The sequence below is a fragment of the Marinobacterium sp. NO-S09 genome (genome assembly GCF_059179545.1).
On the sequence record NZ_CP168954.1, the window covers coordinates 2060634 to 2072541 of the forward strand.

The 11908-nt window shown below is 55.5% G+C and carries 10 protein-coding genes; 8 read left to right on the forward strand and 2 right to left on the reverse strand.

Translation table 11 applies throughout. The features are described from left to right. Positions 1 to 101: 101 nt before the first annotated feature. Positions 102 to 1313: an ammonium transporter gene (locus O3C79_RS09580; protein WP_494385750.1), complete on the forward strand. Its 1212-nt coding sequence runs from the start codon at positions 102 to 104 to the stop codon at positions 1311 to 1313. Between the two features lie 65 nt (positions 1314 to 1378). Here the strand turns inward: O3C79_RS09580 and O3C79_RS09585 are convergent, their stop codons facing one another. Further along, complete coding sequence (locus O3C79_RS09585; RefSeq protein WP_494385751.1) at positions 1379 to 1861, reverse strand: FKBP-type peptidyl-prolyl cis-trans isomerase; 483 nt, start codon at positions 1859 to 1861, stop codon at positions 1379 to 1381. A gap of 233 nt (positions 1862 to 2094) precedes the next feature. Between O3C79_RS09585 and O3C79_RS09590 the strand changes: the two genes are divergently transcribed. The 6 genes from O3C79_RS09590 to O3C79_RS09615 all read left to right on the forward strand — a co-directional run bounded on the left by O3C79_RS09590 (position 2095) and on the right by O3C79_RS09615 (position 9602). Beyond that, positions 2095 to 3072, forward strand: a complete 978-nt coding sequence (locus tag O3C79_RS09590) for an NAD(P)/FAD-dependent oxidoreductase (protein WP_494385752.1) — start codon at positions 2095 to 2097, stop codon at positions 3070 to 3072. A gap of 62 nt (positions 3073 to 3134) precedes the next feature. Next, a complete protein-coding gene (locus O3C79_RS09595) occupies positions 3135 to 4064 on the forward strand; it encodes an AAA family ATPase (RefSeq protein WP_494385753.1) in 930 nt (309 codons plus the stop codon). Next, positions 4048 to 5043: a DUF58 domain-containing protein gene (locus tag O3C79_RS09600; RefSeq protein WP_494385754.1), complete on the forward strand. Its 996-nt coding sequence runs from the start codon at positions 4048 to 4050 to the stop codon at positions 5041 to 5043. The genes O3C79_RS09595 and O3C79_RS09600 overlap by 17 nt, the downstream gene beginning before the upstream one ends. Continuing rightward, entirely contained in the window at positions 5030 to 7003 is a 1974-nt protein-coding gene (locus tag O3C79_RS09605) for a transglutaminase TgpA family protein (RefSeq protein WP_494385755.1), read from the forward strand. The genes O3C79_RS09600 and O3C79_RS09605 overlap by 14 nt, the downstream gene beginning before the upstream one ends. Continuing rightward, positions 7003 to 7686, forward strand: a complete 684-nt coding sequence (locus O3C79_RS09610; protein WP_494385756.1) for a M48 family metallopeptidase — start codon at positions 7003 to 7005, stop codon at positions 7684 to 7686. Before O3C79_RS09605 ends, O3C79_RS09610 begins: the two co-directional genes overlap by 1 nt. A gap of 110 nt (positions 7687 to 7796) precedes the next feature. Further along, on the forward strand, positions 7797 to 9602 hold the full coding sequence (locus O3C79_RS09615) for a methyl-accepting chemotaxis protein (RefSeq protein ID WP_494385757.1): 1806 nt from the start codon (positions 7797 to 7799) through the stop codon (positions 9600 to 9602). An 86-nt stretch (positions 9603 to 9688) separates the two neighbouring features. Here the strand turns inward: O3C79_RS09615 and O3C79_RS09620 are convergent, their stop codons facing one another. Further along, positions 9689 to 10492 (reverse strand): response regulator, encoded by an 804-nt coding sequence (locus O3C79_RS09620; protein WP_494385758.1) that lies wholly within the window; start codon positions 10490 to 10492, stop codon positions 9689 to 9691. A gap of 227 nt (positions 10493 to 10719) precedes the next feature. Here O3C79_RS09620 and O3C79_RS09625 point away from each other — a divergent pair, with 227 nt between their 5' ends. Beyond that, positions 10720 to 11907, forward strand: coding sequence for an MFS transporter (locus O3C79_RS09625; RefSeq protein WP_494385759.1), 1188 nt, complete (start codon positions 10720 to 10722; stop codon positions 11905 to 11907). Position 11908 lies beyond the last annotated feature (1 nt).

Below are 11908 nucleotides of genomic sequence, written 5' to 3' on the forward strand. Positions count from 1 at the left end.
ACCCAATTCAAGTCAACTGCTGTATTGGAATTGTGCACTTTTTAGGTGCGCATGGTCCAAAATGCAGCACGGGTAGCATAACAAGAAGTGGAGGGGATTCTGTGGAATCAATCAGCAGCGCTATCTCGGTGCTCTCGCAAAGTGCCAACACCCAGTTTATTTTGTTCGGTGCAATCCTGGTGTTTGCCATGCATGCGGGCTTTGCCTTTCTGGAAGTCGGTACCGTTCGTCGCAAGAACCAGGTGAATGCGCTGGCCAAAATCATGAGTGATTTTGGTTTCTCGGCGCTGGCATACCTGTTTGTCGGCTATTGGATTGCCTATGGCGTTACTTTCTATGACAGTGCCGCAGTGCTGTCAGAGAATAATGGCTATGAGCTGGTGAAGTTCTTCTTTCTGATGACCTTTGCGGCAGCGATTCCGGCCATTATTTCCGGTGGTATTGCCGAACGTGGCCGCTTCTGGCCGTTCCTCATTGCTTCCTCTCTGGTGGTCGGCCTGGTGTATCCGCTGTTTGAAGGCATTATCTGGAATGGCAACTGGGGTTTTCAGGCCTGGCTCGAGTCCTCTTTTGGTGCGCCTTTCCATGATTTTGCCGGCTCTGTTGTGGTGCACGGTGTAGGCGGCTGGCTTGCGCTGGTTGCGGTGGTGATGCTGGGTGTTCGCAACGGTCGCTACAAGGGTGGCCGCCTGGTAGCCTTTCCGCCGTCCAATATTCCCTTCCTGGCACTGGGTGCATGGATTCTCTGCATCGGCTGGTTCGGGTTCAATGTAATGTCTGCACAAACGCTGGATGGCATCTCCGGCCTGGTGGCGTTCAATAGCCTGATGGCCATGGTGGGCGGCATCATTACGGCGTTGATTGTGGGCCGCAATGACCCGGGCTTCATTCACAATGGTCCTCTTGCCGGCCTGGTGGCGGTATGTGCCGGCTCAGACGTGATGCACCCGTTGGGCTCGCTGGTTGTCGGCGGTGTGGCTGGCGTGATCTTTGTCTGGACGTTTACGCTGGTACAGAACCGCTGGAAAATCGATGATGTGTTGGGTGTCTGGCCCCTGCATGGTCTGTGTGGCGTCTGGGGCGGCATTGCTGCGGGTATCTTCGGCAGCGAAGCTCTGGGCGGTCTGGGCGGTGTCAGCCTGGTGTCTCAGCTGCTGGGCACAGCTCTGGGTGTAGTGATTGCGCTGGTGGGTGGTCTGCTGGTGTATGGTGCCATTAAGGCCATCGCCGGTTTGCGACTGGATGCGGAGCAGGAATATAACGGTGCTGACTTGAGCATTCACCGCATCGAGGCGACCTCTGACGACCGTTGATTGCCTGGGCATAAATTCCAGGCAAAAAAAACCGGGCCTTGGCCCGGTTTTTTTATATCGGTTGCTTAGTGCTCGTGGCCACCAGCACCGTGAGCGTGGCCATGCTCAACTTCTTCTTCAGTTGCGTCACGGACTTCAACAACTTCAACATCAAACGTCAGTGTCTGGCCAGCCAGCGGGTGGTTGCCATCCAGAGTGATGTTGTCGCCTTCAACTTTAACAACAGTTACCGGCTGCTCGCCCCAAGGGGTCTGAGCCATGAACTGCATGCCGATCTGAATGTCGTCGATGCCGCTGAATGCGCTGCGGTCAACATCCTGCACCAGCTCGTCACGGACCGGGCCGTAACCTTCTTCAGGTTCTACGGTTACTTTCAGGCTGTCGCCGACACTTTTGCCGACCAGCGCATTTTCCAGGCCAGGGATGATGTTGCTGGCACCATGCAGATACGCCAGGGGATCCTGGCCTTCAGAGCTATCCAGCACATTGCCTTCGGCATTGGTCAGGGTGTAATGAATGGAAACAACGGATTTTTCAGCGATCTGCATCAGGGATCTCCTGGTTGCAAGGAACTGCCTCAACACCGTATTACCCCGATGAGCTTCCCTGCCAGACAGACACAGAACACACCAGAGTAACAGGCAGCTTGGCAGGGCTCCCGGTTGGTTTGGGGCTCATGCTAACACCGTGTATACACAGCGCAAGCCGAATCAGGCCTGTCGGCTGATCTCTTGGCCGTTAGGGCACGTAATATCAAAAATTTTCATCATCAGGAGTGGGTATGGCGGCTAAAAAGGGTCATGTAGCAATAATTGGCGCAGGGCTTAGCGGGGCGTTTGTGGCCGCTGGCCTGTTGCAACGTGGCTGCCAGGTCGATGTGTTTGATAAAAGCCGTGGAACCGGCGGGCGTCTGGCCAGTGCGCGTTTTGGCGAGGGCTCTATGGATCTGGGGGCGCCCGGCTTTTCGTCAGCGCAACGGGATAAGCTGCTGACACTTGCTGATGGTCTGCGTGAGCATTTGCAACCCTGGCAGGTGCAATACGCCGATTTTGCCAATCCGACGAACCTGTCGAATCTAACCCGCCATGTATGCGTACCGCGCAATAGTGCGCTCACGCGTGCACTTTTGCAGGGTGCTCTGTTACACACCTCGACCCGTGTCGGAGAGGTTGTGCGATTGGATGGCGGCAGCTGGGTACTGAAAAGTGACAGGGGCGAGGCGCTGGGCGAGTACACACAGGTTGTGGTTGCGGTTCCGGCACCTCAGGCAGTCCCGCTGTTAACGGCCTGCCCTGACTTGGCCCGGCAGGCTGCTGAGGTCAGAATGACGCCGCTCTGGGTCATGCTGGTGCAGCTTGAACGGGCCCCTGAACGGTTGCAATCACTTGGCTGGCTCGAAGGTGAGCATCCGGTGTTGGGTCGAATTGTGCGTGATGGTGCCAAGCCAGGACGGTCCGGGCAGCATTGGTTTATTCAGGCGTCAGATATCTGGAGTGAACGTCATGTTGACAGTTCATCTGAGCAGGTGAGCGCCGAGTTGTTGCAGGCACTTGAGGCGTTCACCGAACAGCCGATTAAGGTCGTTGCCAGCCGTGTTCATCGTTGGCTGTATGCGCAAGCCGGCGCGCCGGTTGGCAACCTGAAGTCAATGAACGGGCTTCATGTCTGCGGTGACTGGACCTGCACAGCTGAATCGGGCGAGGAGGGGCTTGATGCGGCTTGCCTGAGTGCTGCCAGGGTACTGCAGAACTGGGATTGACTGGTCTGAGTCGCCGGTGGTCGTTAAACTGGGTGCATCAACAAATCGGCAAGGACTGAAGCATGCTGCTGAGAGATCAGGTGAACAAGGCGCTGGATGCGCTATCGAAAGTATTGTTAGGCAAGGAAGAGTCTCTGAAGCTGGCCATGACCTGTCTGTTGGCCAGAGGTCACCTGTTGATCGAGGATCTGCCGGGCATGGGTAAAACTACGCTCGCCCACGCACTGGCACATGTGACCGGTCTGGATGATACCCGTGTGCAGTTTACCAGTGACATGCTGCCGGCGGACATTATCGGTGTATCCATTTTTGAGCCGGCCGAAAGCCGCTTCCGGTTTCACCCCGGGCCTGTATTCACCCAATTGCTGCTGGCAGATGAAATCAACCGCACCACACCGAAAACCCAGTCGGCGCTGTTGGAGGCGATGGAGGAAGGACAGGTGAGTGTTGATGGTGAGCGCCATCAGCTTCCGTCGCCTTTCTTTGTGATCGCGACCCAAAACCCGTCCAGCCAGTACGGCACCTTTCCGTTGCCGGAATCACAGCTTGACCGCTTTCTGATGCGTATCACTCTTGGCTATCCTGCGCCGGCCATCGAGCGGGACCTGTTGAAGGGAGGGGGAACGCGCCACCGCATCGACCAGCTTCCCATCTGCCTGAAGCCTGAGCAGCTGGTAGAGGCGCAACAGGCGTGTGAAAAGGTGCACGCATCTGACAGTTTGATTGACTATGTGCAGCGCCTGCTGCAGCACACCCGTGATCATGCCGAATACAGTTATGGCATGTCACCGCGAGGCGGGCTGGCATTGTTGCGCTGTGCCCGCTGCTGGGCCTGGGTTCATGGCCGCGACCATGTGGTACCCGAGGATGTACAGGCGGTACTGAATTCTGTGGTGGCTCACCGTGTGCGAGCCGCCGATGATGTGGCCTCCCGTGAGGGTGACCGCTTGACCGAGCGATTGCTGCGAGAGGTTGATGTCCTTGGCGCATGATTCAGATAGCCGGGTACAGTCTCGTATTCGGCGCTGGAGTCTGTCCCGCCAACCTCGTCAGACCAGCGTCCGGCTGACCCGCAAAAGTGTCTATATCCTGCCCACTCGAACGGGTGTGGTCTTTCTTCTGTTGCTGGCGCTGCTGCTGGTGATGGGTATCAATTATGAGAACAACCTCATCTATGCCCTGACGTTTCTGCTCGGCAGCCTGTTTCTGGTGACTATTCTGCACACCTACAACAATCTGGCGGGTATCGAGTTAAGTGCGGTGCGGGGGAGTGATTGTCATGCGGGTGAGCAGGCCCATTTCCAGTTGCGACTGTCGCAGACTGGTGAGCGGGACCGCATTCAAATGCAATTGCCTGAAGGTACGGTGCACGAGTTTGATCTGACCGAGTCGTCTCAGGTGGTTGATCTCAGCTGCCCGGCCAGCTCGCGCGGTTATCTGAAACCCGAGTGGGTACGATTGGAAACCGTCTATCCGCTTGGTTTGTTTCGCGCCTGGACCTGGTGCCGGCTGGAGCTGTCGGCGCTGGTCTTCCCTGCGCTATTGGAGTCGCCCTTGCCGGAACATATGGAAGCTACCGTATCCGGTAGTCTGGTAAAAGCGCGTCAGGGCGGTACCGACGATTATATCGGCCTGGAACGCTTCCGGCCGGGCATGTCACCGCGCCAGATCGACTGGAAAAGTCTGGCACGGGGCCATGGCCTGCAGGCCAAACAATTTGCCGACCTTCGTAGTCCCGAACTCTGGCTGGATCTGGATGCGATGGGGGCGGAAAACCTGGAGCGGCGCCTGTCACGACTGACGGCATGGGTACTGCGCCTTTCTCAGGCTGATCTGTCTTATGGCCTGAAGCTTGGGCAATACACCCTGGCGCCGGCCAGTGGTGAGCTGCAGCGTCAACAGGCACTGAAAGCTCTGGCTCTGTATGGCCTGGAGCCGCTGCAGCAGGAGGGCGCCCATGCATCCGGTTGAAACCCAGATTACCCGCGCAGCCGTTATCTGGCAGTTGTTGGCCTGTGTGCTGGTGGTGTTGCCACATCTGGAGTGGCTGCCCTTTTGGGTGCCAGTACTATTACTGCTCACCCTTGGAGCGCGGCTGATGATCCATCAGGGTCGCTGGTCCTTTCCATCGCGCCTGATCAAATTGGTGCTGGTTGTCGCTTCGTCCTTGGGGCTGATACTGAGCTTTGGCCATCAGAGTGGCCCTGAAACCATGGTTGCCCTGTTAATAGTGGGCATGGCACTGAAACTGGTCGAGATCTATCGACGACGTGATGCTCTGGTCGTCATTTACGTGGCCTTCTTTGTGCTTGGTACTACCTTTCTGTTCTCCAGCAGCGCCTGGATTGCGCTCTATGCGGCAGCGGTGCTCATCGTGGTGATCTCGGCCCTGTTGGCGATTCATCAGCGTAAGGGGGTGTCCGTTAGGCAGACCCTCAAGCGAGCCCTGTGGTTATTGTGGCCTGCGGTGCCTTTGATGGTGTTGCTGTTCCTGATTTTTCCGCGCCTGGAGCCGCTCTGGTCGGTGACGCTGGATACGCCTCAGGCGACTACCGGCTTGTCGGATAACCTGTCCCCTGGGGATGTCAGTGAGTTGGCGCGTTCGGATGAGCTGGCCTTCCGTGTCACCTTTGACGGTGAAGTCCCTGCGCCGCGGCAACGCTACTGGCGTGCACTGGTGATGGACCGGTTCGATGGTCGGCAGTGGTACCGTTCTCAGGAAACGGGCGCGCTACGGCCGGAAAAGCTGGAGCAGACGGAGGATGTCACCAATTATGAAGTGGTGCTGGAAGCTACTCGGCGACCCTGGCTGGTGGCACTGGATCAGCCTTTGTCAGCACCCGCGGGCATGCAGATGCGCTCTGCCAGGACGCTGGAGCTGAAACAGGATCTGAACCAGCGTTACAGCTACCGACTCAATGCCGCCTTGACCTATGCACTGCAGCCCATGCTGACCCGAGCCGAGCAGCAGCATTATGTGCAGCTGCCGGATTCAGGTAACCCCGAAGCCCGTGCTCTGGCACAGCGCTGGTTTGATGAAGCTCAGGGTGACCAGCAGGCCTTTATTCAACGCATGATGCAGCACTACAATCAGTCCTTTGTGTACACGCTCAGCCCCGGTCGCCTGCTGGGCGACAGCATTGATCGTTTCCTGTTTGATACCCAGCGTGGCTACTGTGAGCATTATGCCGCTGCCACCAGCTTCATGCTTCGCTCCGTCGGGATTCCGGCGCGTATCGTAACCGGCTACCAGGGCGGTGAGTGGAACCCCTACCAAGGTTACTTGCAGGTGCGCCAGTATGATGCCCATGCCTGGGTGGAAGTCTGGCAGGAAGGGCAGGGCTGGGTACGCCTTGACCCTACCGCTGCTGTCGCGCCTGAACGTATCGAATCCTCTGCCGAGAGCTTTTTGAGACGCTCCAGCGACTCGCTGGCGGCGTCCCGCGTTTTTCGCAGCGACTGGATGCGATCCTTGCAGTTACGCTATGACGCATTCAATTTTGTGTGGCAGCGCTGGGTCTTGAATTATGACCGTGAACAGGAAAACCTGCTGGCGGACTGGCTGGGTGGGTTGGATTACTGGCGTTTGGCATTGTTCCTCATGCTTCCTGGCAGTGTGATTTTTGCATTTCTGGCCTGGTCACAATTGCGCCGTCGTACTACGCGGATCTCCGATCCGGTAGATGCCGCCCTGTTCAAGTTGCAGGCACGCGCCGGTGCCCGTTTCAATGCACGTGAACCTCAGCAAAGTCTGGCCCATTGGCTGGAAGCACTTGCCGGTGAATGGCCCGAGCAGGAAGGCCGTTTGCTGCGTCTTGCTGAGCTGGATAACCGGCGTCGTTATGCCGGCAGCCACAGCGACCGGGAAGCCCAGGCGATTATTAAACTCGCTGGCGAACTGATGAGCCAGCTGCCGAATCGAGTACCATGATGAAATACACACTCGCTTTCAGCAGCCGTCGCAGGACTTTGGGCATTCAGGTTCGCGGCGGTGAAGTTATTGTCCGTGCCCCCAAAGGGCTTGGTCGGCAGCAGATCGAGGATTTTGTTCAGTCACGCAAACAATGGATTGAGCAGCATCAGCGTAAACAGAAGCAGGCACTGGAGGAGCAGTCAGTGGTGATTGCCCAGTCGGGGCGCGTACCCTGGCAGGGGGAATGGCTGGAGTTGAGTTGGAGTCGGGCATCACGCAGTCGGGTATTACCCATCCGGGAGCAGAGCATTCATGTACAGCTGTCGTCTCGGGTACGGCGGGCTGAAGATGAGGTGGTGCGTGAATTGCTGCAGAACTGGTATCAGAACCAGGCTGAATTCATTTTGTTAGCCAGGCTTAGGGAGCTTGCCGAACGCACAGGCCTGCAGCCCAGTCGTGCCTACATTGGGCATTGGCGCGCCCGTTGGGGGCAATGCTCAGCCAGGGGAGAAATTGGTCTTAACTGGCGCCTCCTGCAGTTGCCGGCGGCGATGCGGGACTATGTGATCTTGCATGAGCTCTGTCACCTCAGGCATATGAATCATGGGCCTGGGTTTCACCGCATGCTGACCAGTCTTTTGCCTGATCAGCGTCAAGTCTCGAAACAAATCTCATACTATAGTGCTTGGTTAAACTGGTAGCTGATACCTAAGGAGGATGGCTGTTTCGGTGCGAGTATGTCCATAATCGGTAACAGTTGTTCATGATAAACGGCCAGCGGATGGTCGATATAATGATAATTAGGGTTGTCATGAGTTTATATACTTCTATAGAGCGTGCACTGTTCAACACCCTGACCAAAAAAATCACCGGCAATGTTGTCTTTTTGCTGTTGCCGCATGTGGTACTGATTGGAATAGGGTTTTACTACACGGCCAGTATTCGAGACCAGTTAAGTGCCTTTAACCTGGCGCCAGAGCAACTGGCGGCTATTGATGGCAGCTTGACGGCGTTGTTGGTCAGTATCGTAGTCACTATCAGTATTGCTCTGGTTGGTGGCGTCTTCACCATTTTCTTCATGCGATACCTGTTTCTGCGACCCATTCGTCACATCACCGAGGTGCTGACGGCAATCAGGGATAAGGATGGCGATATTTCAGGTACCTTGCCTGAATATACCTACGATGAAATCTCTGACATGGCCGCGGCCTATAATGACTTCTCGGACCGTCTCAAGAAGATGATCGCGCAGAGTCAGCGGCGCTCTGTCAGTGTGGCCTTGTGTGCGACACGTTTGCAGAAGGTGGTGATTCAGTCGCATGGCTCGGCCGAGCGGCAGGAAGAGCAGGCGCAGCTGGTGTTCCAGTCCAGCCAGGAGTCCACGCAGGCCATTGACGAAATTGCGGCCAGCACGCTGACTATCAGCGAGCAGAACAGCGGCAATATGGGCGAGGTTCACAACTCCTGCAATGAGCTGCAACGTGTGCTGGAGCGGGTGCGTGAGACCTGCAAGCTGGCCGAGTCTTTCCAGGATACCGTGAGCAAGCTGAGTGAGAACTCCGGCAATATCACCAATATTCTGTCGATGGTGAAGGACTTCTCCGATCAGACCAATCTGTTGGCACTCAATGCCTCCATTGAGGCGGCACGCGCGGGTGAAGCCGGGCGTGGCTTTGCCGTGGTCGCGGATGAAGTGCGCAGCCTGTCGCAGAAGGTGAGTACCGCTACTCAGGAGATCGACAGCAATATTTCCGAAATGTCGGCGCTGGTGGACTCTACTCGTGACAGTGCCCACAATATCCTCGATAACGTCAATGAAGCCGAGAATTTCATCAGCAGCACCAACGAGCAGTTCGAACGTATGGTGTCGGACTTTGAGGAAGTTAATACCCAGCTGACCGGGATCAGCGCGGCTATCGATGAGTTGTCGCATACCAACCGCGAGTCCCATGGCCACGTGCAGGAAATTACCCAGCTATCGGCAGGTATTCGCGATGAGATGGCCGAGTCACGCCAGTACTCCGAAGAGCTGGAGATCTCAACGGAAGAAACCCAGGAGCTGTTGTCTCGCTTCATTATCGGTTATGGCGGCTTCGAGCGCATGATCCAGACTGGTAAAAACTGGGCTCAGCAAACCCTGGAGCAGATGGAAGCGTTGCAGGCGGAGGGGGTCAACCTCTTTGACCATAACTACCGCCGAACCAACGATGGCCAAAAGCCTGAAAAATTCGACTGCAGCTACACCGAACGTTTCGAGCGTAAGCTCCAGCCTCTGTTTGATAGCTTTATCAACCAGTCACCTGAGTTTATCTATGCCATCGCGGTTGATAAAAATGGCTACGCACCTGCGCACCATGCCAAGGTCTCAAAGCCGATGAATGGCGATTTCTCCGTTGATAACCTGCAAAGCCGGCATCGTAGAATTTTTGCCGGTAACCGTGCTGAAAAGCGCAGGGCTTCCCATACCTCGCCTTTCCTGTTGCAGACCTTTATCCGAGATACCGGTGAAGTGCTGAATGACCTGTCGATACCGTTATATATAAACGGCAAGCACTGGGGGGCGCTGATTATGGGCTTCAACCCGGAGCAGCTGTTGCAGGGCGGTGAAGAGGATTAATAAGGGGTGATACAAACAAGCAGGGCTCCCAATGGGAGCCCTGTTTCGTTGGGGATTCTGGTGCGTTGCTGAGATAGCTGCGTCAATCAGACATCGACACCGGTGACCAGCTGTCGTACCAGCTGTTTAAGCATGTCGTAGTTGAGCGGCTTGTTGCAGATCGCAGATACGCCAGCGCTCTCGACGGCTGCCAGTCGACCTTCATTTTGCTCAGACGTGATCATCATCACCGGAACGGATGACTGGTTGCTGTAGTGGCGAATGTGCTCAACCAGTTCAAGTCCATCGATGTTGGGCATGTTGTAGTCGGAAATAACCAGGTCGAAACTTTCCTGCTTCATGATCTGCAGGGCTTCGGCTCCATCCTTGGCTTCAATTACATGCTCAATACCAATCGCATTCATGCTCTTGCGCACAAACTTGCGTGACAAAATGCTGTCATCTACGACCAGCACGCGCATATCCTCCAATTCGTCATTATCCAGGGGTTCGACTTCCTGAGTATCGCGAATGTAATGCATGGTGTTGCGCAGTGCAGTAGACAGGGCTTCCTGCGTAAAAGGCTTGGGCAAAATGGCAATGGCACCCGCCTGGCGAATAGGCTCCAGGTAACGATAATGGGTTTCCGAAGAGATCAGCAGGAAGGTCACGTCGATGAGGTCGGGTGACTGGCGCATGCGTCTAACAAACTCCGTACCGGTCATATCCGGCAGGTGCATGGATGACACCACAATATCAGGCACAATTTGCCCCATGCGTTCCAAAGCGGGAGCGGCCTCGTCAAATTCTTCGATCTCTTTAAGACCAATTGCGCGCAGGTGGCCCGTAATGATATGGCGCTGCATATTGGAGGGCTCAATCACCAGTACCAGGAGGTCATCTAAATTCATTGCGTTCAATCCGTTCTTACCAGCATAGCACCATGCGGGTGTTGGGCTGAGCAGGATGTGACTGGACCTTTGAATGTGGCAGCCACCCTCTGTGTATAGTGCGACATTCTAACCTTTGTGCAAAGTGTCTGAAATATGTAACGCTACTTTCGCACTGAAAAAGGTCATCACTTGCATCCATGAGAAGCAACCTCTTTAATTACCTCTTCTTGAGGCGGAGAGGTGCTATGAATAGGGATGTATGGTTGCTGGCACTATGTCAGGCGTTACTCAATACCGGTAATGTTCTACTGGTCTCGGTTAATGCACTGATTGGACAACAGTTGGCACCCGCTACTCACTGGATTACGTTACCGGTTGCCTGCCAGTTCATCGGTTTGATGCTGGCAACCATTCCGGCCTCCTTGATTATGGCACGGATTGGCCGCCGTAATGGCTTTGTGTTGGGAAATCTGGTCGGCCTGGCCGGAGCCCTTTTGTGCTTTGTTGCGCTTCAGGCCTCGGCGTTTGCGCTCTTTTGTCTGGGAACGGGGCTGATCGGTGTCGGCATCGGATTTGGCATGCTGTATCGCTTTGCAGCTTTAGAAGTGTGCAGCTCGGGATATGAGAGCCGCGCCATCTCCATGGTAATGCTCGGTGGTGTGATTGCTGCCGTATTGGGCCCCAACCTGGCTGTACATACGCGAGAGCTTGAGTGGGGGGCACTGTTCAGCGGTGCTTTTGTGGTTCTGGCCGGCCTGTATTTGCTGGCGTTGCTATTGCTGAGTCAGGTACGAATACCACCCATGGCTGTGGTGGCACAGGGGCATTCACGTGCGGTGCGTGACATTGTTCTGCAGCCGCGCTTTCTGATGGCGGTGATAGTGGCAATGGTCAGCTATGCCGTAATGAATCTTCTGATGACAGCTACACCGTTGGCAATGGCGCGCTGTGGTTATGCGTTTTCCAGTGCGGCCAATGTGATTGAGTGGCATGTGCTGGGCATGTTTTTACCGTCTTTTTTTACCGGCCACCTGATTAAACATTTCGGTGAAAGAAAGCTGATGCTGGCTGGCAGTATGTTAATGCTGGTGTGTATAGGGATTAACTTGCATGGCCAAAGTGAATGGCATTTCTGGTCGGCGCTGTTCTTGCTGGGGCTGGGTTGGAACTGGATGTTTATCAGTGCAACCTCCTATTTAACCGGTGCCTACCGTGACGGCGAAAAAGCCAAGGCCCAGGCCAGCAATGAATTTCTGGTGTTCAGTACTGTAACTCTGTCTGCCTTGGCGGCTGGTTGGCTTGAGGCCACGCTGGGGTGGGCCACAATGAATGTGTTGATGATCCCAGTTGTTATCTTTGCCTTGCTGGCGTTGGTATTACTCGAGCCCTTGCGCCGCCAATCCGAAGAACCGGCCGTACAACAACAGGTGTGAA